Raw genomic sequence first — 24,555 nt, 5'->3', positions numbered from 1 at the left:
TGCGGATAACTACGGTTGGCGGTTTCTACGTGCAGCGAAGGAGTTTAACCTTCTTCTGTTGTGTGCATAGGCGGAACAACCATGACTTTATCGATACGATGGGCATCCATGTCTACTATTTCAAATGTAAATCCTCTCCAGCTAAACTTCTCAGCCACTTTGGGGATATGTTCCAGGTGATGTAGGATGAATCCGGCCAGGGTATCAAAATCCTGCTCAAATTCGTTCATCCATTCCTCTTTATCAAATTCTGCCAGAAAATCATAGAAAGGAATCTGTGCATCCACGAGGTAACTTCCATCATCTCTGAGCGTCATTTCATAATCGTCGTACTCCTCTGTTTCAGGCATATCCCCTACTATGGCTTCGAGGATATCGTTCAGGGTAATCATACCCAGAAATGTACCATACTCATCCACAATAAAAGCAGCATGGATATGCGTTTCCTTAAACTTTTCAAGTACCTGATAGGCGGTATTGTTTTCAGGAACGAACAATGGTTTCTTCATAATCTGTGCCAGCGGCAAGGATTTCCCTGATACGGCATACAAATCTTTGATAGATACCACTCCTTTCAACGCATCTACTTCTCCATCACATACCGGATACACGGAGTGCATACTCTCGTGAATCTTCGGCTGATAAATGCCTGGAGGCTCATTAATATCCAGCCAGGTAATATCTGTACGATGGGTCATCAGAGAAGTGATGTTCCGGTCGCCGAGATGAAATACTCTTTCGATAATTTCCTGCTCCTGCTCTTCAATAGCTCCGGAAGTAGTGCCCTCATTGATGATGGCTTTGATCTCCTCCTCCGTTACGTGTGTGTCTGCGGAACGCAGGTTGAATATATTCACCAGCACATTAGTGGAGGCGCTCAGCAACCAAATGAACGGCCAGGTTACCCAGGACAGAAACGTCATAGGCGCTGCCACTCGCTTAGCGATGGACTCCGGCTTAGCCATTGCGATACGTTTGGGCACCAGCTCTCCCAATACCAGGGAAAAATAAGTGATGACCACTACAATCAGAATGGTGGCCAGCGGACCACTGTAAGGCTGTAATACAGGAATATTATTTAGCCAGACTACCACATCTGTTTTGATGTTCTCGCCTGAATAAATACCGGTAAGGATACCGATAAGGGTGATGCCGATTTGGATGGTTGATAAAAACCTGTCCGGATTGTTGGCCAGCTTCAAAGCTGCCTTTGCTTTTTCATCCCCCTTATTGGCCAGGTGCTCCAACCTTATCTTACGGGCGGATACCAATGCTATCTCCGACATCGAGAATAGGCCATTGAGTATAATGAGGATGATGATTATGACGACTTCCATGATATAAAGTCTAAAAATAATTAATTATTCAAATATCAGGGTAATAAAAGCCAGGACCAGTCCTATTGCTATTGCCAGCACTTTCTTCCTGCTCAGTTCGTGATGTTTCGTCCCACTTTCATAGAAAATAGTGGTCGAAATATGCAAAAATGCTCCAATCACCAGCGCTACCAGATATATTAAATAATGCGATACGACCTCAAAGCGATTCCCCAGCCATCCGGCCAAAACTGCTGCCAGTGGGGTTACCAGTGCAAAAATGACGAGAATCTGCCAGAGTTGCTTCCGGCTTTTGTGGGCATGTATCATAACGGTCATCAATGTGAGTGCCTCGGGGACCTTGTGGGCAGCCACCCCCAGCATCAACGAAGGCAGGGCCGACTGATCTTCATACTTGAAGCCCAGCGGTATCCCCTCCATGAATGCATGTATGGACAATCCCAGCAATAACGGCACTACGGCGATATGGTGATGATGTGTTTCCGTAGGAATATGCGAATGGCCATGCTCCATACCGTGAGACAACTGCTGCAGGAACACCTGCAGAAAGAATCCCAGTACGATATAGATTCCGGCCTGATGCCCCAGATCATGATAGACTTCCGGCAGCAAATGCATGATGGTGACACCGAAGAGAAAAGCTCCGGTAAACGCCAGCAGATAAATAGTAAAATTGGCACTGATACGCCTTACGGTCATCGGAATCACTCCCCCAAGGACCGTTGCAGCCAATACCAGTATCAGATAGTTCCAGTTCATGATGTTATTTCAGGTTCCAGTCTAATGCGACGTTTGAAGAAACTACCGCTCAGCAACCCGATAAGAGCGCCCATCACTGCCCCTCCGAATACGTCCAGGGGATAGTGTACACCCACATATACTTGTGCATAGGCAATAGATGCTGCCCACAAGTAAAACAGCCAGGTGTAACGGCCAAAAGCTGATTTTAAAGTTATGAAACAAAATGTAGCCAGCGCAAAATGATTAGCGGCATGGTTGGAAGTAAAACTGCCACTCATAGGGCAATACACTACCAGTACCCTGGCATAATGAGATACTATCGGATCACGACAGGGCCTGATTCTTCCGAAATATTCTTTCAGGAAAAGGCTTGCCTGATCAGACAATGCAAATGTTAACAGGAAAAAAACGATCCAGAACAATCCTCTCCAACCAAAGTTAATCGTGGCAAACAATGCCAGAAACAGGTAGAGAGGCGCCCACATAAACGGTTCCCGCAGAATGGGCATGATCACATCCAGCACGGCATTATGCCACATGCCATTGATATGAAAAAATAACCATAGATCGCCACGAAGCAGATTCTCTAGCATGGCTTTGATTTTGTAGCGATAATGATCAGTCGCGGTGAACGCTGTGCATCAAAGCTGTTAAAATGATAATCACCGAAAATGTCTGTAATCTCCAGTCCCTGATGCGCGAACATCTGTTCAAAATCCTCTTTGGTGAAGGCATTCACGCTTTCGGTGTACTGTAGTCTCCTCATTTTCGCCTGATCCAGTATATTAATTTCCTTGAGGAATTTTTTATCTTTCAACTCCCGGCGAATATCAAATACCACCTGATCTTTCTCTTTCACTTCTGCACCTACGAGGTGTCCAGCTACATAATTACTGTTCAGGTAATCCAGTACCAGCTTGCCTCCCGGCTTCAGGGCATTCTTCAGGGTACGGAGGGCGTTATCATTATCCCGCTGTGTATCGAAGTATCCGAAGCTGGTAAAAAAATTAAATACGACGTCAAAAAAGTTAACGCGGAAGGGTAAACGCATATCATGCTGAAAGAAGCTCAGGTGAGCATTTTCCAGTTTTTTCGCGGCATTGATGCTCTCTGTAGACAGGTCGATCCCTGTAACAAAATATCCTTTGTCTGCCAGATATTTGGCATGACGGCCTTTTCCACAGGCCACATCCAGCATTTCTGCATCCTTTGCGGGTTGCAGGTATGCCAGCAGTTTATCAATAAAAGCAGCTGCTTCCTTTTCATCACGATTGCTGTATAGCATGTGATAATAAGGAGAATTGAACCAATCTTTAAACCATGATTTTTCTGCTTCCACTGATCTCTATTATTTTTTATTGTTAAACAGTAAATATCGTGTGCTTTGATAATAGCCACGTGTTAAATTATCTAAATATTTTGCAATATCAGGATATTGGGAGATGACATTCCGCTGTGGATCTGCTTTCAGATCATATAGCGCGGAAGTGTTGGTCACTCTGTTCACCTCATACAGATACTGCTCGTTCATCATCGCGTAGTAGTTCTGTTGATTGCGCACATAGGTCATAAAGGTGTATTTACCCTTGATGGCGGTGCTATCGAACAGATCTTTACCCAGTGTATAGTTGGTATACGGCATGCCTACCATTCCGGCAACCGTTGGGTATACATCGATGAGATTGGCAGGTGTGGTATTGACCTGGCCACCACCGATATGTTTAGGACTGTACATGAAAGCGGCTACGTGTACGCTTCCGGTAGCCATTTCATACTCCGGCAGAGGCATAAAGCTGTATGGATTCAGAATACAGTTATGATCGCCGAAGAATACAAAAATAGTATTATCGAGATAACCGTCTTTCCGTGCCATATCGATCAAATGACCTACGTTATAGTCTTCATAACGAAGGGCATTAAACTGATCTACTGATACAAATCCGGATTTATCGAATTTATTCTTATCTATATCTGTCTTTTCCAGTTTTTTGAAATCGCCTGCTCCTTTGGTAGTAGTGTAGGGCGGGTGGTTATCTGCCAGTTGCAGGAAGGCAACAAAAGGCTGCTTCTTATCATTGTTTTCTTTGAAAACAGCGCTGGCAGCATTTACCAGGTCATAGTCTGAAATACCCCATACATCTGCTTTAGGCGCATCATAATCTCCTTCTTCATAGATTTTGATACCTTCCACATTGTTGGTGAATACTGCGCGGATATTGGCCCAGTTGGTATTTCCACCGAGGAGATAATATTTTTTATAGCCTTTGAACTGATCCATGAGGATACGCTGATCCAGCATCTTTGGATGGCGGCTGGCAGTACGCACCAGGGTAACGTCTGGCAGACCGGTAGTAACGCCAAACACTGTTCTGGCAGTACTTACTGCAGGTACATAGAAGTTTTTGAAGAGGATACCACTATCGGCTAAACGTTGCATGTTGGGCGTCGCCTGCATAGGGTTACCGTACATGCTGGTAGGGGCAGCACCGGTAGACTCTAGCATAACCAATACTATATTCAGCTTAGGTTTGGTACTGTCGCCGGTATGGGTACGCTGATAATTCAGGGTATTGACATCCGGGTGTTCTACGCCCAGATATTCGGCAGTAGTCTGGTAGTATTTCTTAGTTTCCTGCAAGTCGAAGGAATCCCCTTTCACGCTCAGATTAGACACGAAATACAGGATAGGATTCAATCCCAGACTGGTGACGCCATTATCGCGGGTGAACATGGCCTGGCTCCATCTCAGCGGGAAATAGGCAATATTGCCATAAATACCTCCGGCCGTGAGGAGGATCAGGGCTACTGTCCAGCTGATGAAAGGACCTTTATTCAATAACTGTACAGGTTGTGCGGCAAAGCGTTTCCAGGTGGCCTTCTGGAGGCGTACTATCAGGAACATGAATACCGCGATGACGAGGAAGCCGCGTACTACGGGGTAACTTTGCCATACCATGCGTGCGTTGTCGGCCCTTTCTCCTTTAGCCAGGAAGCGGAGTACAGAGGGGTCCAGGCGGATACCAAGGTAGTCGTAATGTCCGAGATCGAGGATATATAATAAGGTAAGACCCAGGTATATGATAAAAAGATAGATAAAATTAGCCCGGCGTATAGCCTTTGACGTGAAGAAGCTATTGCGGCAGATTAATGTGACAATCAGCAGCGGGGCTATTAATATTAATGTAAGACGCAGGTCAAATTTAAGGCCCAGGTACCATGCTTTTCGGATGATGGCACTGTCCGTGATTGTGGTCTTGAAAAAGAACAGGTAGAAAACCACCCTGAACAGGACCGTCAGCAGGAAAAGGAACAGTGTCTGAACAAACACATAACGAATATACCGGGGTATACCCTTCCATAAATTTTGCATGTAACGTATAGCCGTTTTTTTAAAAGCGTAGCTGCAAATATAATACAACTTGTCAGATAAGCAGGCTTTACAAGTCCTGATAAAGGGTTGGTCATCATAATTTACTAATTAGGAAATCTGGAACGGTTTTTTTTATATTTGCCTTCCTTAAAAAACAGATACTTGTGGCACTGATCAAATCGATATCCGGAATACGCGGAACCATAGGCGGCAGGCCCGGCGAGGGACTTTCTCCACTTGACGTAGTAAAATTCACTGCAGCCTACGGCACCTGGCTCTGCAGGAATACGGAAAACCGTAAGGTAGTAATTGGCCGTGATGGCCGTATCTCCGGTGAAATGGTGAAAAACCTGGTTGTTTCAACCCTTACAGGACTGGGAATCGACGTGGTAGACCTCGGTTTATCCACTACCCCAACGGTAGAAATCGCCGTAAAAATGGAAAACGCTGCGGGCGGGATCATCCTCACTGCCAGCCACAATCCAAAAGAATGGAATGCCCTGAAACTGCTGAACGGCGAAGGGGAATTCATTTCCGGCGAAGACGGAGCCGAACTCCTGGAAATTGCTGCCAGCGAAGATTTTAACTTTGCCGACGTGACCAAACTGGGTACCTACACCCAGGACGACTCCTATCTGCAAAAACACATTGACCTGATTGTAAACTATCCACTGGTAGACGTTCCTGCTATTACAGAAAGGAATTTCAAAGTGGTAGTTGATGCTGTTAACTCTACCGGCGCCATCTTCGTTCCTGCACTACTGAAAGCGCTGGGCGTAGAACAAGTGGAAGTACTGTTCGGTGAAGTAAACGGTAAATTCAGCCATAATCCGGAGCCATTACCGGAAAATCTGACCGCACTTTCCAATGAAGTGAATAAAACCAAAGCTGATCTGGGAATTGCTGTAGATCCGGATGTAGACCGTCTTTGCTTTGTATGTGAAGATGGCAGCATGTTTGGCGAAGAATATACCCTGGTAGCAGTGGCTGATTATGTGCTGTCTAAGCGCAAAGGCAATACTGTTTCCAACCTCTCTTCCACCCGCGCCCTGAAGGATGTAACCCTGAAACATGGCGGTACTTACGCTCCTTCAGCAGTAGGCGAAGTAAACGTGGTAAAGAAAATGAAAGAGGTACATGCTGTAATCGGCGGCGAAGGAAATGGTGGTATCATCGTTCCGGATCTGCACTACGGCCGCGATGCCCTCATCGGTATCGGTCTGTTCCTCAGCCACCTGGCCCACAGTAAGAAAAGCATTAAAGCGCTCCGCAACAGCTATCCTGACTATTTTATTTCCAAAAACAAGATAGAACTGGATAAAGGAGTAGATGTAAAAACGATCTTCGGTAAAATCAAGGATAAATACAAAAATCAGCCGGTGAACACCGAAGACGGCCTGAAGATCGAGTTCGAAACAGATTGGGTACACCTTCGTACTTCCAATACGGAGCCTATTATTCGCATATATGCTGAATCTCAGAATGAGACTACAGCTGATAATATCGCTAAGAGAATTATGCAAGACATTAAAGAGTTCATGCATTAATTCCGCCGGAAGGTTTACTTCCTGCTATTTTTTTAAAGAAATGGGGTCAAAACTGCGGTTTTGATCCCATTTCTCATTTATATCCCTTTCGGGTAGTATAGCCTACAGAACCTGTTCTGCTTACAGAATAAGTATAGTTATAAACATCAAAGGTTCCGGGAAATCCCGGAACCTTTGATGTTTTATTGAAACGTTTGATTCGTTTAGATGATTTCTTTCAGTTTGGCTATCACTTTATCTACTTCTTCTTTGGTATTCTGTTTAGAGAAGGAGAAGCGGACTGCAATCTGGTTAGGATTGTTGTTGATTGCCTGGATAACGTGAGATCCTGCGTTAGCGCCGGAAGTGCAGGCACTACCGCCGGAAGCGCAGATACCATTGATATCCATGTTGAAGAGGATCATTTCAGTTTTTTCCGTTTTAGGGAAGGAAACATTCAGTACGGTGTAAAGGCTGCGGCCTTTCAGGTCACCGTTGAAGTCTACTCCTGGAATATGCTGTTGCAATTGCTCCGCCATGTACATACGTACATCGTTGATATGTTTGCTATGTTCCTCGTGTTGAGCAGTGGCCATTTCCAGCGCTTTGGCAAAGCCGATGATACCATAGAGGTTCTCGGTACCTGCGCGCATATTACGTTCCTGGCTACCACCCTGGATGAATGGAGTGATTCTTACGTTTTCGTTGATATACAACATACCAACGCCTTTAGGGCCATGGAATTTATGACCAGCGCCGGTAATGAAATGGACAGGCGTATTACGCAGGTCAAATGGATAGTGACCTACTGTTTGTACGGTGTCTGAATGGAAAATGGCGTCAAACTCTTTGCAGAGCGTACCTACTGCGTGAATATCCAGCAGGTTGCCAATTTCGTTATTAGCGTGCATTAAAGTCACCAGTGATCTTTCTTTGGAACCGGCGAGTAATTCGCGGAGGTTTTCCAGATCCACATGTCCGTTAGGCAACAGTTTTACGTAAGACAGCTTCACGCCTTCGTGGTGAAGATGTTCTACGGTGTGCAGGGTAGCATGGTGCTCTATAGGGGAAGAGATGATGTGTTTGCATCCCAGATCCCTGATAGCTGCATTGATAGCGGTGTTGCTGGCTTCAGTACCACCAGAGGTAAAGAAAATCTCACCTGGGTGGGCATTCAGAATTTTAGCGACTGACTTACGTGCATTTTCGATTCCCAGCCTGGACTCCCTACCATAAGAGTAAATGGAAGAAGGGTTTCCGAACTTCTCCGTCATGTAGGGCAGCATAGCTTCCAGAACTGCCGGGTCAAGCGACGTGGTGGCTGCGTTGTCAAAATATATTCTTTCCAATGCGATGGTTTTTGAAAAAAAGAATAATAATGGTGGTTTCAAAAAAACAGGGCAAAGGTCCGAAAAAAATACGAATTACGAATTTTTGTTGATGACGTCATAGAACCGGTCCCGATACCCATCACTAATGGGAATGGACTGATTGGCTATCATCACCGTATTCTTTTCCACGGAGTTGATTTTATTCAGGCTTACCAGGTAAGAACGGTGAACCCGGATAAATTTATCTGCCGGCAGCCTGGTCTCGAAGGATTTCAGACTACGGAGCGTCAACACCGGTTGGACCTGCGTATAAATCTTGGTGTAATCCTTTAAGGCTTCGATGAAGAGGATGTCTTCCAGATTTATTTTAATTATTTTATATTCTGTTTTGATAAATATATAATCGTTTAACCAGGCAGCTTCTGCTACAGGGTTGGATTTCTGCTGGTGGGCAGACATCAGTTCTCTGGCCTTCGCGGCCGCTTTCAGGAAACGTTCGAAAGGAACGGGTTTCAGCAGATAATCTACCACATCCAGGTTAAACCCATCCAGTGCATATTCTCCATATGCAGTAGTAAAAACTACCATGGGTGGATGTTTGAGGGATTTCAGAAACTGTATTCCAGTAATATCGGGCATTTTGATATCCAGGAAGACCAGGTCCACCGGTTCATCCTGCAAATATCGCAGCGCAGTGGCTGCATTTTCGAATTTACCTTCCAGGGAAAGGAAAGGTACTTTCCGGATATAATCCTCGATGATTTCAAGGGCCAGAGGCTCATCGTCTACCGCAATACACTTGATCATTTTTTCAGGAACAGTTTAAGATCAACAATAAATTCGCTACCAACATCCTGGATATCCAGGGCATAGTCTTCGGGATAAAGCAATTCCAGTCTTTTGGTTACATTCTGTAATCCTATACCTCCTCTCTCTGCCACTCTTTCTTTAAAGTGGCTGTTTTTAACAATTAGTTGGATCATATTTTCATCAATCGAAATGTTAATGTGAATGAATGAATCTTCTGCATAACTAATACCATGCTTGAAGGCATTCTCTACAAACGGCACCAGCAACATCGGCTCCATTAACAGCCTGCCAGGGTCCCCGTTTACATTATAAACTATATCTATATCCTTGGGAAGACGCAATTGTTGGATGTCTATATAATCTTTCAGATAGCGTAATTCGTGTTCCAGTAAAACTTTGGCCTCATTAGACTCATAAATCATATAACGCATGATGGTCGATAGCTTCAGGATAGCATGTTCCGTTTCTTCCGATTTTTTATGCGCCAGGGAATAGATAGTATTTAGACAGTTAAAAAGGAAGTGAGGATTAATCTGTGATTTTAAAAATTTTAATTCTGCATTCAACTTCTCCACTTTCAGGTCTTCCCGTTGCTTCTCACTTTTGAACCATTCCTGTGCTATTTTTATAAATCCGCTCATAAAAAGCATGAGCAGTGCGAAGAATCCGGATCTCCTTAATACTTCCGGAAACAACAAATACTCCCAAAAACTTGGTTTAACCCCTCCAATACCCAGCATGCGCATTCTTCTGGGTATAGGCATCAAACTGTCAGGATCCTGAATCATTTGATGAACTACCGGCGGGCCGGGAGGTAGTGCAGGAATCATCTCTTCTGCTACCTGATGAAAGGGGGGCGGCATAACTTCCCGCATATTAAACGTAGCGCCGGGAGCAGAAGTTACTGTTACATCATTCATTTTTCTATCTGCCCGAAAAGCAATAGCAGCGGAAGCGCGCATGCGCGGGCCGAATACGTAATAGTCGAGCGACACCTGTTGCAAGGTGATAAACACGATCAACAATACGATACTGCTGAGATAGATGGCGATTTTCTTCTGGTTGAAAAACCGAGGTATCAGTACGTAGATATTCAGATAAAAAAGTCCGATTAATATCAGATTATCTACGAGTTCTTTTATGAAAAAACCAGCGTGCAGAATTTTAATTCTGTATATGAAAAAGGGCATGAACAGAAAGCATGCCCACGCCAAAACGTGCAGGCTGATAATGAACGGACGATACCTCGTTAGCTGTTTTAAGTTAAGCATCTTCTATAACGATGCGTTAAACTTAGTAAGGATCTGGAAACATTAATGTTAAAATGTGTTAATCCAGTACATACAATATGTTAAAATAAAATATCCAATTAAAATACTCTTAAAGAATCCTTAAAATCTCCCAAAACAGTGGGTTTCAACAGTTGAGTGTGCTATAAGCAACTAAGCCTCCGTGCACATGTCACGGAGGCGTTACTGCAATAAATTTGTGGACTATATCAGAATTTAATCTGCAATGATTTTAAATCTGCTTCATTGATGGAAGGAATTTTATGACTGGTGAGTTTTGTCACCACCATATTTCCTACCCGCAGCGCATCATCTTTTGATGTAAAAGGTTTGTTGCCTGGTAGTCCGGGAATAGCATCCTGATAAATGAAGGTTTTTCCGCCTACCAGTACCTTGTACCCCCAGCCATCGTGTACCTGAAAAGGTTCTGCTATGACAGACAGCATATCATCCTGTTTAGGTTCCGCATGTTTTGCGAATCTCCAGGCGACAACTGCCAGTAATACCATGAAGCTGGCAAACAGGAGATAATTACGTTTAGTCATTTGGGTTGTATTGTGCAGTTGGATCAAATTCCCACATATCATCGAATGGTTGGCTGGAGCTGGTGCCCAGTACCACGAATCCACGATCATTTACGGTGAAGCCGGTAGCATAGCTGCGGGCAGCGCCTTCAAAGTCTGTTTTCTGATTCCAGAGATCCGTTGTAGGATCGTATTCCCATACGGCAGTAGATAATCCGCTTTTAATACCGGTAGCGATGTAACCTTTTCCTTTCATGGCAAAAGCCGCAGCGGCATAACCAGCGAAGTTATAGGCATCATCATAGCTTTGGTCAGATACATTCGCAATAGGACGTAACTGAATCCATTGTGCCTGATCTGCATCATACGCGTAGAAGTCAGTCACATTAGTACCATTGGCAGTACCCATGCACACATAAGCTCTGTTAGCGATTACAAAAACAGATGCATCTGTTCTTTTACCGGTATTGATACTTTGCTCCTGTGTCCAGGTGTTGCTGGTTGGATCATACATCCAGTTATCTTTCAGCCAGTTACCATCATAACCGGTAGCAATATAACCCTGATCTTTTAAAGCGAAGGAAACAGCGCCATAGCGTGCACTTCCAGCGAAATCAGCTTTGCGGGTCCAGGTATTTGCGGTAGGATCGTATTGATAGAAATCGCTTAATTTATTCAGACCATCATAACCGATACCAACATAGCCTTTGCCGGCTGCAGCAAATCCACTGGCATTATTACGACCAACACCTGGGAAAAGGGCTTTCTGCGTCCATTGATTCAGGCTAACGTCATATACCCAAAAGTCCTGCAGCCTGTTCGTACCGTCGTAACCGGTACCGATGTAGGCTTTATTATCAATCACAAATGATGCAGCAGCACTTCTGGCCACCCCTTCAAATTCAGAACGCTTGATCCAGTTACCCAGCTTGGAGGTAGATGTACTGTCCTTGGAGCACGAAGCCAGCACCGAGGCGATCAATAATAAACTATAACTTTTGAAATTACGCATTTGCATATCCTTTTTAACAGCGCCAAAATTATCCGCAGTAACATTCCGTCAAACAGGAAATAGATACTCGCCCGTTTTTAGCGGATAAATCCCTGTTTTTTATCTGCCAGCAGTAATCTTTGGGGTTATATCCCCGCCGGGGCCGCTATTGGCGGCACATGGAACGGATGATCCTGTTCGTCGATAAATTTCCCCTATTGGCATATTACAGCGTCAGTAAGTATCGATCCTGTCTAAAATTGCGCACTATGAATAATAAAAGGGATCGTTTCATTTACGGGGTCTTCCGTTTTCCGCTGACGGGCCTCCTGGCAATAGTGCTACTGATAGCAGCTTTATCATCCTGTCAGAAAGCAGGGTTTACCTACGACAATATCATTGGTACTGATCAGAACACAGATTATATCCTCAGTGACACCCTCACGGTGCAAATGAAGAATATACAGTACGACTCCGTTCCTACTTCCGGCGCGGGTAATGCCATCGTTGGTCAAAACACGGACCCCCTCTTCGGGAACATCAGCGCCGATACCTACTTTCAAATCGCTGCGCCGCCGACCCTCGACATTCCCGAATTTGGCGCCGCATACGATTCCATGGTGATGATCATGAAACCAAATGGATATGCGGTAGGAGATACGACCATTCCACAAGACTTCCGCATCTCCCGGGTAATACAAACCATTCAACCAGCTACCAACTATTACAATATATACAATAACAATACTTTTAAGACGGAAACCACGCCTATTGGCTCTTTCACAGGAATCATCCGCCCCAAAACGGATAATGTGATCCGCGTACCCATGTCAGATGCATTGGGCGCACAGCTGTTTGAAATGATCCGCAGCAAAAGCGCAGACATCAGCACCTCCGCAACCTGGCTGGAATTCTTCAAAGGAATGAACATTCAGGCCGGCCCGCTCAGCAAGTCCGTTACCGGTTACCTGGCAAACGACAGCAGCCTCTATATGCGACTGTACTATCATGCTAATGAGATGATCACGACAGTGAAGTACGTTGATTTCAGAATGACGGCTCCTAACCTTCAATTTAACCATGTGGCGTATAATCGCTCAGGTACGGCCATCAGCCCCCTGAGCCCTACTGCGCCTACCTTACCTACAACTAGTACTAATAATACAGCGTATATGCAGCCTATAACGGGGTTGGTTACACGCATCGACATACCGTATCTCAAAAGTCTGCTCCAATTAGGTAAATACTTCCAACTCATGAAAGTATTACTGACAGTAGAACCCATCCGGGGAAGCTATACCAATTACCGGCTTCCACCACGACTCGCACTCTGTCATATGGATGCCAACAACAATATTACAGATACGCTTTCCTATGGCGCCCTGGTAATCGATAATATGTTCAATGAACATACCTATTACCAGTATGACATCACCTCCTACTGTCAGACAGAACTTTCCACTACTGGCTATACCACCCGCGGACTGGCCCTGACACCTAGTTCCAGCGATGGAAAAACCACCCTCGACCGCCTGGTATTGGGTGATCAACAGAACGGAAACAACAAGTTAAAAATCCAGGTTTACTACATACTGTACAAATAGGATTCTACATAGATACTCATCATGAGAATAAGAAAACAACATATACTTTGGGTGCTGCTGTTAGGTGCGAATGCCGCTAAAGCGCAACACGGGCTTAATTCCATTTATTCGGCCTTTGGTATCGGAGATCTGGAAACCAGGGACTACAGCCGAAATTATGGTATGGGAAGTACCGGTATCGGTCGTCGTTCAGGAGGTTATCTCAATGAACTGAACCCCGCTTCCTATACCGGACTAGCGCCACAGAATTTTATGATGGACGTATCCATCGGCGCTACCAATGTAAGTTACCTGGGAACTAATCTTTCCCAAAATGCCACAGATGTGAATTTCAAACGACTGGCAATCGGTTTTAAGGCGGCTAAGTTCTGGGGCATGAGCGCAGGTATTACGCCGTTCAGTACCATCAACTATAAATTGCTCAGCAAACAATACATCACCGGAACCGGCAACCCGGTAACCGGTACCAGGGAAGGAACAGGCGGTTTGAACAGAGCTTATATCTCCAATGGATTCCAGCTCTCTAAAAATTTCTCTGTCGGCGTTTCTACCGGGTTCCTCTTTGGTCCGCTGAACGTTTCTCAGACAGTAGGTTCCGATTCCGTTGTTACACAAAACAATGCCTATACCTTCAAACCTAACTTCACCGCAGGCGGACAGTACAGCGGTAAATTAGGGAAAGACTGGGTACTGGGATTGGGCGCCACCTATCGCTTCCAGACAAAGATGAAGCTGCAGGAAAAAGTGAATATCGTAAACCAGGATGAAACCGTATTGTATACGGAGACACAAAACCCTCAGTACTTCACACTCCCTACTGAGATAGGCGGTGGTATCTCTCTCACCAACGGTACTATTACCTGGGCGGCAGATTACCGCCAGCAGCAGTTCAATGGGCTGAATGATAAAGGAACCGGTTATTATTATCAGAATGGTCACCGCTACTCTACCGGTATTGAATACGCCTTGCAGAAGAAATATTATAACAAAACCTATGAAGGTATGACCTTCCAGGCGGGCTTCAGCTATACGCAATCACCACTGGTCATCAATAACACTGCCATCTCTGATAAATCCGGCACCGTAGGTTTTTCTGCCCCTAGCAAAAACGGACAGCTGCGGTACTATATTGGTCTGGAAGTTGGACAACGAGGCACCAGTGCAAATGGAATGGTGAAAGAGAATTATATCAATGCCGTGTTTAATTTCAGTTTGAGAGACATATGGTTCATCAAACGCATCTATAATTAATTTCAACGCATCAAAAAAGGCAGCCCTGCGAATGGCTGCCTTTAATTTTTGTCCTGTACTCAACCCAAAGTGCAGGACTTTTTTGTGATTGTAACGCTCAATCAAATCAGTACGGACGGATATTATACATTTCGCATACCTGTTCGTAACTAAGTTTGCTATAATCTGGCGGCGTAGCACTGCGGCCTGTAATTACCCCGGATACTCCTCCAGGAATAATTACCACTCTTACTTTATTACTGGTCGCAGGAATCCCATTGGGTACTACGTCACAAATAATACGGACTTTATTCAGGAATAAACCATACTGAAAACGATACTGGGTGCCCGCACTTCCTCCGTCATAATAAATGCTGGGCAGCAACTTGGCAATTCCTACGCCATCGGGATCGTTATAAAGCACTGCATACACTAATACGGTTCCTTTATCCAGTATATCCTGTGTTAAATCGTTGGAGGCAACATCAAAATAGTAGGTTACTTTACCGCTTCCCACGGAAGTAGTTGATTTCACCCAATTACTTGTTTGAATCCAGTTGGAATAAATCACGTTGGCATTGCCTGCTGGTCCTGCCGGACCGGAAGGCCCGGTATCTCCTTTTTTACAACTGCCTAACAGCATTATGCACGCAATTGCAGGGAACACTACGAAACTGAAAAATTTTTTCATACTTGTTTTGTTAATGGGGATGGTGATTAACCCGCATCATTGCTGGTAGCTGCGTTAAATAGCCTACCAGCCGCATTTTGCAAGGTCGACTTTAATGCGCCGTTTTCGATAGCCGCCGCAGCATTCCTGAACTCCTGGCCAATAATAAATTGTTCCAGTGCATCAAAATGATGAGGACGTGGGAATTTGGGTTGACGCGGACATAATTCGTCCGTTACATCCTCCACATATTTCGCGGCAGCTTCGGCTTTCCCCCCTGCAGTGTAGGCAATGTTCAAAGCATTGGAGACAGTTTCTTTCGCTATAGCGCGAGCAAATATTTCTTTATTGACTGCTTTATTCCAAATCGGGCCGCCACCATGGATATAATCATGAATCTCAGGATAACGACGCGCAATAATATCCAGCAGGCTCACTTTCCAGGCCTCGCGTACAATCGGTCCAATAGGCCATGGCCATGGATTAGGATCATCAGGATTAGGATAAAAGGCGCCTCCATTGGCAGCTCTGGCAGTGATTTCCGCCAGTTGATCCTTGACAGTATTGATATTATTTGACATGGCATGAATATTTTGGAGTTAGAAAAATCTTTCACTACAGATTTAGTCGCGTTACGAAATAATCCGGGAAACACTTTTACAAAACTTTTTTCAAAATAAAGATGACGCCTATCAACAATACTGTTCCTGCCAGCAGCCACCACCATGCTATTCCGGTACTTTCGGCAACAGGCACAGGGGCTGTATCCCCTATCAGTACAGAAGCGGCCCAGTAATAGGGCAGTTGTCTGTCTATATCATTATTTTCCAGGTATTTCAATTTCGCCTGCTGTAAGGCGATATCTTTACGTATGCCCTTTGCCAGTGCGGCATGCAGGTCTTCTGTCAATTCATAAGTAGCCGCATTATCGATCTGCCAGAGGGCCGTAATAACCGCAGGAATACCTGTGAGGGTGAAGCCTCTGGCAAGGCTCAATACGCCTTCTCCCTGGGCCAGGCGCCCAGCGCCCGATTCACAGGAAGACAAAATTATCAACGACGTAACCGTGTCTTCCAACAACTTAATTTCAGGCAAACGTATCGTCGCATCTGCAAGATACAATACCGGCTCTCCTTGCTCCGTTCCTGCACTCGCATGGGTATACAACTGCACCACACTACTGCGTGGCAACTGTTCCAGGAAATTTTTCCTCGTAGCCTTTACACCTGATAAAATCCGGGCGCCATGATAATCGCCACGAATATTATCCACCGACCTATCAGCTCCCAACAACGGTTGCGCCTGCATTTCAGCTGCGTAATTCACCGGCGCAACACCCAGGAAATCATAAGGCGCACCGTTATGTATACGCGAACGTTTGATGAGGGAACGGGCAGAATACACATAACTGAATGCATATTGCCGCACCAGCAAACTATTCCGTTGAGTAGTATCTGTATGTAAAGCGTCCAGTGGCAGGAAGAATTCATCCGGAGAAACGATCACACTCCCCTGCCTGAGCTGCAACGGCGCAAACAATTGCCGGTAAATTTTCCAGGACAATGTTGTGTATTGGTGATAGTCGGCCGCCGTCATTGTACGTTGTGCCAACAGGCGCTGCAAGGCTTCCAGCTCATGCCGGTTGCATGCAAATCGATCCAGTCGTTCTCCTTGCGGAGAAACCGTCAGTACATATGCATTACTGTCTGTCAGAAAATAGCTCACCATGGACTCTCCCGCCTGTAGCAAGTATTTCCGGATATCTCCGGGTCTGATACCTGTTGTATCATATTTGTAACTGAAGTATCCGGGGTGCGAGACTTCCAGGTTGGAGATATATCGTTCCAGCGCGCTTCTCGCATCAAAGAGCTGATGCGCCACCTGGCGATATTCAGGGCTTTCCGGCGTCAAGGATTCGAGCTGCTGCCGCAATGTAGTTTCGTGTATGCGTAGCTGTTGCTCCTGCTCCGCATCTGCCGCAGGCAAATATTTTTTTGCACCCAGCTCATTCAGTTTATCATTTAGTAATACCGCCCTGCTTTTTTCAAAGAAATGGCATGCGGAGAAGGCATCCTGCAGGAGGTAGCAGACTTCAATCGCCTGCGCATACATCTTGCGTGTACGATCCCGCCAATACAACTGCGTAGATTCCCCGTACTGTTTTCTTCTCATCAGATCTACCTGTTGATCCGCCACCAGATAGGTATGCAGGGCAGCCAACAATATTTTTCTGTTATGAGTGGTTTTATACAGATCCAACAAAGATTCTGCTTTATTACTCAGCAACGTATACACGAAATAATCATTCGATACGCTGCGTAACATTTCATAGTTGGGATTACTGGCAATAGCAGTATCTGTAAAATGAACCGGCAATATATTCAGGCCCGCCTGGTAATTTTCCAGTGCATGTGGATAATCTTTCAGATGCCAGTAGGCAGAACCAATATTGTTATACACCCCTGCCAATGTGTAGGCATCTCCGGATTTACGAGCAAACTCAATTCCCTCCCGATAGCAGCGCATGGCCTGTTGTGGGTTCTTTAATTCTTCCGCGTAACAGTTTCCCAGGTCAAGGATACTACGGGCACATTGATCCCATCGCTGGAGCTGACTATTTTGTTGAATAGCTGCGCGATACCATTTTATCGCTTCAGCGATATGCTTCTCTTTGGCAAGAATGCCAGCATACACGGCATAGAGAGAAATACGATGTTCTATGGGGGCATTCTTTGGCATCAAGGCTACCGCTCTCCTGATAACCGATCCTGCTGCGGTATCTTCCAGGGCCAGCATGGATTGCGCTTTTTGCGCCAGTAATGCCGCTTCCGACACCGTATCGCCGGCACTGTGCGCTACTCTTACGCCGAGTTCAGCTACTTCCCTTGCCTGTTGGTAGTCTGCATTACCATACAGGGTAAATGCTTTCGTTTCGAAGGCCATCAGCGCGATGTTGGTCTTCTCCGGATATTTTATTCCCAGTAGAATGCAGCTATCGAAATAGTGATAGGACTCAGGATATAGTTGCAACTTATTATAGAAGAGGCCCAGATTAAAATAGCTGTTTACCAGGAAAGTTTCTTGTTTTGCTTTTGCGTGCCGATTCACAGCAATTGCTTCTTTCGTATATGCAATAGCGTTATTCCATACGCGCATCAGGTGATATATATTTCCCATTCGATGCATGATGCGGGCGTAGATACTATCTTTTTCAGGATAACAGGTGCGCTGCAATTGCAGTAGTTTTTGCAGCTGTGCCAGTTTCTCGGGATTGGGACTACTGTTCTGCTCTACCGCAATCACACTGTCCATCAGCATAGATTTGGGTGGGCATTGGCCTTGCGTATAGCCAAACGCCATCAGGCAGCTGAATAATATCAGCTGCCTGCGGAAAAGATAGTGGAAGAATACTGACAATTGTACCGAGGACATTGGGCTAATTATGAATAATATATTTTCCTCCGTTTACTTGTTTGTTTTGATCGAGTTTGGCGGACCCTTTAATATCTAAGCCGGCCGTTTGCAGGAAATTGCTTTTACGCAATGGCGCTGTATATGCATTTTTCTTGCAGGTAGCGGCAATACGTCCGGTCACGATAGCGGTGGCATAAGAGGAGCCTGAAACATATTGTGGCGTTCCCAGTGTGTAAGGCACTTTGAATTTGAGGAAACCGCCTTCCTCTTCATCTGCCAGTACGCCAAGATCTACATAGAAAGGCGAGAAGTTTTGTGTAGGACTCACCATACTATCGTTTACGGTAGTGGCAACGATGATATTATTATTTGATCCGCCGAGGCAAGCCGGATAGAAATAGTGAAGATCCAGATTACGTAGGTTCGTTCCAGTTATACCGGCCTTCATAGCGCTATCGTCTGGGGCAGCCATACGGTTGCCGGCAGCGGTTACAAACAGGATACCTCTTGCCGCCAGTCCTGCCGTTATGATGGAATCGATCTGGGAATAAGGCGTAGCATGTTTAAACAGGCTGTAATAACCCCAGGAAGCATTAATCACATTGGCTCCTTTGTTGGCCGCATAGCTCATGGCGCAGAGGATATTAAACATATCGCCTTCTGATTTGCTGTTATGCGTTTTCAGGATCATCAGTTGTAATGCGTTGGTTTGGTCTCGCTGGAATTCATTGATGATAAACAACGCGATGTGGGTGCCGTGTCCATCTCTGCTGTCGTCGCGGAGGTTATTATTATTGTCAACGAAGTTCCAGCCATAGATATCATCTTTCAGGCAGTTATGATCATCATCGGCGTTGTTAAGGGTTTCGTCCGGATTTTTCCAGAAGAGTTGCTGATAGCCCATGAGCTGATCATCTATACCGGTATCCAGGATAGCCACTTTCACCGTATCTGCACCGGCTTTAGAAGGGAAGCGGATAGCACGTTTGCGGCCAAGACTATCATAAGGCATATTAGGATATTCTTCTGGCGGTGTGCTGACAATAAAGTTAGGAGCGAATAGGGCGGTATCCTCGCCTACCCCATTGGAGCCGCTTCCGGAGCTGCTTCCGCCTTTTACAGGTTCGGATACTGCGTAAGTATCCATATGAGGAGCATTCCATAATTCTATCTGCATATCTGTGCAATTCGCACATTTTTGCACCGTAATTTTTGAGGTATCGATGCCAGAGGAAGCCATACTTTGTTTGATACGGCTAATGATAGCAGCATTCGGAGGTTGTTTGAAGAAAATGACTACCTGGTCTTTTCTGTAATCCGGGATTTTATAAGGGCTATCAATGGTAGGTTTGTTACCAGTATCGCCACCGGAATTGCAGTGACGTAATAATAGCAGTAGCAGGATAATCAAAATGATTATCAACAGTAACAGGAGGTTACGACGTTTCATGGTTATATTTTATTTAGCCAATCTGTAGCGTATTTGTAGCCTGGCAGCTGTTTGTTCTTCACTTCCAGCAGCAGTTCTTTTGCTTGCTGTACATCATTTGGGGCGCCGCGTTTCAGCAGGGCCAGGGCTTTGTAAAACGGACCGGGGTTGGCATACAGGGGCAATGCAGTAAGCTGAGAAAACCGGTCTATTGCGAGATCATATCGTTTGGTCACAAGATATACAATTCCCAGATATTTCAAAGCATCCGGCTTTAGTTGCTCATTTCCCAGTAGTGCCTGGAAAATCTGCTCTGCCAGGGGATAATCGCCCTTATTATAGGCACTGATGCCGGTTTGGAGACTATCAGCACCTGGACTCATCGTAGTGCTGATTTGCAGCAGGTGTTCCTGGATATAGCCAGCAGCCAGTTTTTGGGGTGTATCAGTACGTTGGGAGAACCACCAGCCAGCCATTACCAGCAGCAGAATAGCCGCTGCTGCAGCCACATAGCGGTACAGTGCGCGCATACGTGGGCGAGGAACCTTTAAGTGCTTAAAATCCTGTTGTTTGTTTGAATGCAGTTCTTCCCGGATGACGCTCCTGGCAGTGATATAAAAGGCTACTTCCTGGGCAAATGCCTGGTCTGTTTCGCAGCGTTTTTCAAAAACAGTGCGTTCTTCCGGGGCCATTGCGCCAGTGAAATAATCATCTATATAGTCTAGCACTTCACTCATAACCGATTTTAAATGACTTCATTTTTTCTTTTAGTTTTTCCAAACAACGACGCCTGCTCACCTTGACTACATCGGCAGAATTGTAGGACAGCATAGCGGCTATCTCTCTGTCTGCATAACCATCTTCAAACAGCAGCAATAATTCCCGGCATTTTTCGCCGAGCTCCCGTAGTTTTCTTTGCAGTAAGCTACGGTTACTATTGTCTATCAGCTGTTGTACCACATTCCTGGCATTATCCGGCAACATCAGTATTAGCGGGTCCAGGTCGTAGGTCTGATGATGTACCTTCTCTTTAGTAGTCGTACTTTTTCGTTTGAGGTCAACACATTTATTGAAAAAAATCTGGGTAGTATAAGTTTTGAGAGACGACCGACCCTCAAACTTGCTATTGGTAATATTATCGATGACGCTGATAATAGCGTCTGAATAGGCGCTGGCACTATCCTCTCCGGATAGCTGATATTTCCGCTCTCCTTCCCGGATAAGATATTGATATGAGGAATACAGCAGGTCTTCAAACGCACGTCTTCTGGGGCCCCCCATCTGTAAGCCTGCAAGGATTTCATCTTCCCTGCCATTATATGCTGATGACGGTATCATAAGAGGTCTTAAACAAAACAATTATCGCAGACTAAAATACATAAAAAAAATTTCAATGGGGATGTTTCCCTTCGGGAATTATGAGCCGACTAAGGAAGTATAGGGAAAGAATCTGACAAAAACCGAATACGGTATGTTAACTCCAAAAGAAATGGACCGCCACCCCGGCGGTCCATATTCATTTTCAGGCGATTAGGCTACTATTGAGTCAGCAATTGTTTGAACCAGTAGCCAGAGTCTTTTATAATGCGTTGTTGCGTTTCAAAATTGACGTAAATCAGTCCAAACCGGGCCCTGTATCCTTCTGCCCATTCAAAGTTATCGGTGAGTGTCCATGCAAAATAGCCATCCACCGGAATACCCTCCTGGCGGGCTTTTAAAACAGCGCCGATATACTCGTTGAAATAATTTACGCGTTCGGTATCATGAATGCCGCCATCTTCATGGACTACATCCGGAAAGTAGGCCCCTCCTTCTGTCACGATGATTCTTTTGACTTTATCATAGGCCGCAAACTGTTTCAGGATTTCGTATAGCCCGTTGCCGTTAACCTCCCAACCTAATCCGGTTACGGGCACTTTGCGGGCATGCGGTTTTACTTCAGTCATCCCTAAAATAGGCATGAAAGGATTGTGTTTCACGACTAGTGGAAAATAGTTCTGAATCCCGATAAAATCGAAGTCGAATGCCATTTTATCCCAATCCCGCCACAAGGCGTAGCGCTTACCTATCTTCTTCAGTAGAGGGAAGTCGTCCACCGGGTAGCCCATACCCAAGGCGGGTTCTATAAACAACCTGTTAAACAGGGCATCTGCACGCCGGGCTGCTTTCAGGTCGTTGGGATGATCTGTATATGGAATAATCTGGGAGCAGGAATAGGTGGTACCAATGCAGGCATCTGGTTTTTCTTCGCGGATCACTCTTGCGGCAGCCGCCTGGGCCAGCACCGTATGATGAACAGCGGGCAGGAAATACGACAGACCAAATTTTCCGGGAGCATGTACCCCCAGCATGTATCCTAATGCCGTAAACCCGAAAGGTTCATTCAGGATGATCCAGTTCTGCACCTTTGTACCATATTCCTTCACCACAATACGGGTAAATTCTTCGAAGTAGAATATCACGCCACGATGGCACCATCCCCCTTTCTGTTCCAGCGCCTGGGGCAGATCCCAGTGGTACAGGGTTACATAAGGTTCAAGGCCCACTTCCAGACAGGCATCTATTACTCTGTGATAAAAGGCGATGCCGGCGGGATTTACTTCTCCTGTGCCTGTAGGCAGGATACGCGACCATGCAATAGAAAACCGGAAAACGGAAAAACCCAGGATCTTTGCCAGCAGAATATCCTGAAGAAAGCGGTTGTAGAAGTCGGTAGCTATTTGAGCGTGGCTGCGATCTTTGATCTTGCCTTTGCGGGCAGAGAAAGTGTCCCAGATAGAAGGGCCTTTGCCGTCCTCGAGGAAGGCTCCTTCATTTTGAAAGGCGGATATAGTCACCCCCCAGAGGAAATCATCGCCGAAATCCTGGCGGGTAAAAGGAATAGCAGATTCCTGCATATGCAAACTGGTCGTATTATATGCCACCAGCGGTGTCATTGAAATATGTATGCAGTTTACAACACTTTAAGTAAATAATTAATTATAAAATTGTTAAGCCCTCCATTAATCCGCCCAATAGAGCGGTTGACAGAAAAAATGAGTACTACGCGTCTCTTTATTATTATTTTTGAAGCTATTGATAAACAGTGAGCTATTACAATGAAGGTATCTGAATACATAGTAAAAATCTGTCTGTTTTCCGGAATGCTGGCGATGGGCAGCTGTGGGCAATCGCCACAATCATCCGGTACAGTTACAGCGCCGGTTTCGCCGGATACATTGAATAAGATGGTCTTGATTCCTGCCGGCACTTTCGCCATGGGAGCGGATGATAATACGGGTAATCCAGATGAATATCCTAAGCATCAGGTGAAAGTGGATAGTTTTTACATGGACGAGCATGAGGTGACCAATGCGGAGTTTGGGCTGTTTGTGGCGCAAACAGGCTATGTCACTACTACAGAAAAGCCTATTTCCAAAGAAGAACTGATGCGGGGTTTACCGCCGGGTTCTCCTGAACCTGACAGCAGTATGCTGGCAGCAGGTGCATTGGTTTTCACACCGCCGGATCATGCGGTGCCATTCAACGATGTATCGCAGTGGTGGAGCTTTGTGGCCGGAGCCAACTGGAAACATCCGGAAGGGCCGGACAGTGATATTAAGGGAAGGGAAAATCATCCGGTGACCCAGGTGTCCTGGGAAGATGCTACCGCTTTTGCGAAATGGGCAGGGAAAAGACTTCCTACGGAAGCGGAGTGGGAGTATGCATCCAGAGGCGGATTGAAAGACCAGGCTTATCCATGGGGAACGGAAGCCTTGACAGTTGGGCAGCCTAAGGCAAATACCTGGAATGGGAATTTCCCCTATAAGAATACTGCTACTGATGGTTTTACGGGTACTGCGCCTGTAAAATCGTATAAGCCTAATGGTTATGGGCTATATGATATGGCGGGGAATGTCTGGGAATGGTGTTTTGATTTATATAATGCCAATTATTATGGCAAGGATGGTCAGTTGGCGGTAAATCCGCAAGGGCCGGCGGAAGCTTTTGATCCGGAGCAGCCGGGGCAACCTGTAAGAGTGATCCGTGGCGGGTCTTTTATGTGTAGTGATGAATATTGCCGTGGTTACAGGGCTTCTGCCAGGATGAAGACAACCCCGGAATCTGGACTGGCTAATCTGGGCTTCAGATGTGCCCGTTCTGTAAAATAGATTTTTGAAAAGGTGGCCGCCCGAAAGAATTCGGGCGACCTCAGCTATTGCTTATGATAGTAAATCTTGCTGTAGTATAGCGGAAGATTATAGTCTTTATCTCTTTTATCTTGCTTTAGAATAGCGTTCAGCAATCTC

At 45.5% G+C, this 24,555-nt stretch carries 21 protein-coding genes; 4 read left to right on the top strand and 17 right to left on the bottom strand.

Annotated elements, in window-relative coordinates:
- Window positions 1-44 precede the first annotated feature (44 nt).
- The 5 genes from CLV59_RS02130 to CLV59_RS02110 are packed head-to-tail and all read right to left on the bottom strand — an operon-like array spanning window position 45 to window position 5,448.
- Window positions 45-1,337 carry a hemolysin family protein gene (locus CLV59_RS02130; RefSeq protein WP_111590344.1) on the bottom strand — a complete coding sequence of 431 codons (1,293 nt, stop codon included), beginning with the start codon at window positions 1,335-1,337 and terminating at the stop codon, window positions 45-47.
- Window positions 1,338-1,361: 24 nt separating this feature from the next.
- Complete coding sequence (locus tag CLV59_RS02125) at window positions 1,362-2,096, bottom strand: ZIP family metal transporter (RefSeq protein WP_111590343.1); 735 nt, start codon at window positions 2,094-2,096, stop codon at window positions 1,362-1,364.
- Complete coding sequence (locus tag CLV59_RS02120; RefSeq protein WP_111590342.1) at window positions 2,093-2,671, bottom strand: phosphatase PAP2 family protein; 579 nt, start codon at window positions 2,669-2,671, stop codon at window positions 2,093-2,095. The genes CLV59_RS02125 and CLV59_RS02120 overlap by 4 nt, the downstream gene beginning before the upstream one ends.
- Complete coding sequence (locus CLV59_RS02115; RefSeq protein WP_245950740.1) at window positions 2,665-3,417, bottom strand: class I SAM-dependent methyltransferase; 753 nt, start codon at window positions 3,415-3,417, stop codon at window positions 2,665-2,667. Before CLV59_RS02115 ends, CLV59_RS02120 begins: the two co-directional genes overlap by 7 nt.
- Window positions 3,418-3,426: 9 nt before the next feature.
- Window positions 3,427-5,448 (bottom strand): LTA synthase family protein, encoded by a 2,022-nt coding sequence (locus CLV59_RS02110; RefSeq protein WP_111590341.1) that lies wholly within the window; start codon window positions 5,446-5,448, stop codon window positions 3,427-3,429.
- A gap of 164 nt (window positions 5,449-5,612) precedes the next feature.
- Between CLV59_RS02110 and glmM the strand changes: the two genes are divergently transcribed.
- Entirely contained in the window at window positions 5,613-6,995 is a 1,383-nt protein-coding gene (gene glmM / locus CLV59_RS02105; protein ID WP_111590340.1) for a phosphoglucosamine mutase, read from the top strand.
- 203 nt (window positions 6,996-7,198) lie between these two features.
- Here glmM and CLV59_RS02100 read toward each other — a convergent pair whose 3' ends face one another.
- From CLV59_RS02100 to CLV59_RS02080, 5 genes are all read right to left on the bottom strand, one after another.
- The gene (locus CLV59_RS02100) at window positions 7,199-8,323 is read right to left on the bottom strand and encodes a cysteine desulfurase family protein (protein WP_111590339.1); all 1,125 of its coding nucleotides are present in this window, start codon (window positions 8,321-8,323) and stop codon (window positions 7,199-7,201) included.
- 75 nt (window positions 8,324-8,398) lie between these two features.
- Window positions 8,399-9,112 (bottom strand): LytR/AlgR family response regulator transcription factor, encoded by a 714-nt coding sequence (locus tag CLV59_RS02095; RefSeq protein ID WP_111590338.1) that lies wholly within the window; start codon window positions 9,110-9,112, stop codon window positions 8,399-8,401.
- Window positions 9,109-10,305, bottom strand: a complete 1,197-nt coding sequence (locus tag CLV59_RS02090; protein ID WP_170137628.1) for a sensor histidine kinase — start codon at window positions 10,303-10,305, stop codon at window positions 9,109-9,111. The genes CLV59_RS02095 and CLV59_RS02090 overlap by 4 nt, the downstream gene beginning before the upstream one ends.
- 308 nt (window positions 10,306-10,613) lie before the next feature.
- A complete protein-coding gene (locus CLV59_RS02085) occupies window positions 10,614-10,949 on the bottom strand; it encodes a DUF4907 domain-containing protein (RefSeq protein WP_170137627.1) in 336 nt (111 codons plus the stop codon).
- Entirely contained in the window at window positions 10,942-11,940 is a 999-nt protein-coding gene (locus CLV59_RS02080) for a Kelch repeat-containing protein (protein WP_170137626.1), read from the bottom strand. Before CLV59_RS02080 ends, CLV59_RS02085 begins: the two co-directional genes overlap by 8 nt.
- Before the next feature lie 248 nt (window positions 11,941-12,188).
- Between CLV59_RS02080 and CLV59_RS02075 the strand changes: the two genes are divergently transcribed.
- Together CLV59_RS02075 and CLV59_RS02070 are read left to right on the top strand one after the other, a co-directional pair.
- Window positions 12,189-13,523, top strand: a complete 1,335-nt coding sequence (locus CLV59_RS02075) for a DUF4270 family protein (RefSeq protein ID WP_170137625.1) — start codon at window positions 12,189-12,191, stop codon at window positions 13,521-13,523.
- 21 nt (window positions 13,524-13,544) lie between these two features.
- Entirely contained in the window at window positions 13,545-14,774 is a 1,230-nt protein-coding gene (locus CLV59_RS02070) for a hypothetical protein (protein WP_111590333.1), read from the top strand.
- Window positions 14,775-14,880: 106 nt separating this feature from the next.
- Here the strand turns inward: CLV59_RS02070 and CLV59_RS02065 are convergent, their stop codons facing one another.
- The 7 genes from CLV59_RS02065 to CLV59_RS02035 all read right to left on the bottom strand — a co-directional run bounded on the left by CLV59_RS02065 (window position 14,881) and on the right by CLV59_RS02035 (window position 23,202).
- Window positions 14,881-15,444 carry a hypothetical protein gene (locus tag CLV59_RS02065; protein ID WP_111590332.1) on the bottom strand — a complete coding sequence of 188 codons (564 nt, stop codon included), beginning with the start codon at window positions 15,442-15,444 and terminating at the stop codon, window positions 14,881-14,883.
- 26 nt (window positions 15,445-15,470) lie between these two features.
- Window positions 15,471-16,004, bottom strand: coding sequence for a hypothetical protein (locus CLV59_RS02060; protein WP_111590331.1), 534 nt, complete (start codon window positions 16,002-16,004; stop codon window positions 15,471-15,473).
- A 76-nt stretch (window positions 16,005-16,080) separates the two neighbouring features.
- Window positions 16,081-18,855, bottom strand: a complete 2,775-nt coding sequence (locus CLV59_RS02055; protein ID WP_111590330.1) for a CHAT domain-containing protein — start codon at window positions 18,853-18,855, stop codon at window positions 16,081-16,083.
- 4 nt (window positions 18,856-18,859) lie between these two features.
- Window positions 18,860-20,287 carry a S8 family serine peptidase gene (locus tag CLV59_RS02050; protein WP_111590329.1) on the bottom strand — a complete coding sequence of 476 codons (1,428 nt, stop codon included), beginning with the start codon at window positions 20,285-20,287 and terminating at the stop codon, window positions 18,860-18,862.
- Between the two features lie 2 nt (window positions 20,288-20,289).
- The gene (locus CLV59_RS02045; protein WP_111590328.1) at window positions 20,290-21,003 is read right to left on the bottom strand and encodes a tetratricopeptide repeat protein; all 714 of its coding nucleotides are present in this window, start codon (window positions 21,001-21,003) and stop codon (window positions 20,290-20,292) included.
- On the bottom strand, window positions 20,996-21,604 hold the full coding sequence (locus tag CLV59_RS02040) for an RNA polymerase sigma factor (RefSeq protein ID WP_111590327.1): 609 nt from the start codon (window positions 21,602-21,604) through the stop codon (window positions 20,996-20,998). Before CLV59_RS02040 ends, CLV59_RS02045 begins: the two co-directional genes overlap by 8 nt.
- Before the next feature lie 200 nt (window positions 21,605-21,804).
- Entirely contained in the window at window positions 21,805-23,202 is a 1,398-nt protein-coding gene (locus CLV59_RS02035; protein ID WP_245950738.1) for a GH1 family beta-glucosidase, read from the bottom strand.
- Window positions 23,203-23,364: 162 nt separating this feature from the next.
- On the opposite strand from CLV59_RS02035, the gene CLV59_RS02030 reads away from it, so the two are divergent.
- The gene (locus CLV59_RS02030) at window positions 23,365-24,417 is read left to right on the top strand and encodes a formylglycine-generating enzyme family protein (protein WP_111590326.1); all 1,053 of its coding nucleotides are present in this window, start codon (window positions 23,365-23,367) and stop codon (window positions 24,415-24,417) included.
- Window positions 24,418-24,555: the final 138 nt, after the last annotated feature.

It is taken from the genome of Chitinophaga dinghuensis, assembly GCF_003259435.1.
Taxonomy (GTDB): Bacteria; Bacteroidota; Bacteroidia; order Chitinophagales; family Chitinophagaceae; genus Chitinophaga; species Chitinophaga dinghuensis.
Note: the sequence above shows the minus strand (reverse complement) of the source record. Positions and strands in the feature narration are given on the sequence as shown.

Bases quoted from the DNA above. Each gene is read 5' to 3' on its own strand.
- CLV59_RS02055 (WP_111590330.1), bottom strand. From the start codon at position 18,855: ATGTCCTCGGTACAATTGTCAGTATTCTTCCACTATCTTTTCCGCAGG.
- CLV59_RS02090 (WP_170137628.1), bottom strand. From the start codon at position 10,305: ATGCCCTTTTTCATATACAGAATTAAAATTCTGCACGCTGGTTTTTTC.
- CLV59_RS02050 (WP_111590329.1), bottom strand. From the start codon at position 20,287: ATGAAACGTCGTAACCTCCTGTTACTGTTGATAATCATTTTGATTATC.
- CLV59_RS02070 (WP_111590333.1), top strand. From the start codon at position 13,545: ATGAGAATAAGAAAACAACATATACTTTGGGTGCTGCTGTTAGGTGCG.
- CLV59_RS02065 (WP_111590332.1), bottom strand. From the start codon at position 15,444: ATGAAAAAATTTTTCAGTTTCGTAGTGTTCCCTGCAATTGCGTGCATA.
- CLV59_RS02045 (WP_111590328.1), bottom strand. From the start codon at position 21,003: ATGAGTGAAGTGCTAGACTATATAGATGATTATTTCACTGGCGCAATG.
- CLV59_RS02110 (WP_111590341.1), bottom strand. From the start codon at position 5,448: ATGCAAAATTTATGGAAGGGTATACCCCGGTATATTCGTTATGTGTTT.
- CLV59_RS02125 (WP_111590343.1), bottom strand. From the start codon at position 2,096: ATGAACTGGAACTATCTGATACTGGTATTGGCTGCAACGGTCCTTGGG.
- CLV59_RS02130 (WP_111590344.1), bottom strand. From the start codon at position 1,337: ATGGAAGTCGTCATAATCATCATCCTCATTATACTCAATGGCCTATTC.
- CLV59_RS02060 (WP_111590331.1), bottom strand. From the start codon at position 16,004: ATGTCAAATAATATCAATACTGTCAAGGATCAACTGGCGGAAATCACT.
- CLV59_RS02080 (WP_170137626.1), bottom strand. From the start codon at position 11,940: ATGCGTAATTTCAAAAGTTATAGTTTATTATTGATCGCCTCGGTGCTG.
- CLV59_RS02040 (WP_111590327.1), bottom strand. From the start codon at position 21,604: ATGATACCGTCATCAGCATATAATGGCAGGGAAGATGAAATCCTTGCA.
- CLV59_RS02120 (WP_111590342.1), bottom strand. From the start codon at position 2,671: ATGCTAGAGAATCTGCTTCGTGGCGATCTATGGTTATTTTTTCATATC.
- CLV59_RS02085 (WP_170137627.1), bottom strand. From the start codon at position 10,949: ATGACTAAACGTAATTATCTCCTGTTTGCCAGCTTCATGGTATTACTG.
- CLV59_RS02030 (WP_111590326.1), top strand. From the start codon at position 23,365: ATGAAGGTATCTGAATACATAGTAAAAATCTGTCTGTTTTCCGGAATG.
- CLV59_RS02095 (WP_111590338.1), bottom strand. From the start codon at position 9,112: ATGATCAAGTGTATTGCGGTAGACGATGAGCCTCTGGCCCTTGAAATC.
- CLV59_RS02035 (WP_245950738.1), bottom strand. From the start codon at position 23,202: ATGACACCGCTGGTGGCATATAATACGACCAGTTTGCATATGCAGGAA.
- CLV59_RS02075 (WP_170137625.1), top strand. From the start codon at position 12,189: ATGAATAATAAAAGGGATCGTTTCATTTACGGGGTCTTCCGTTTTCCG.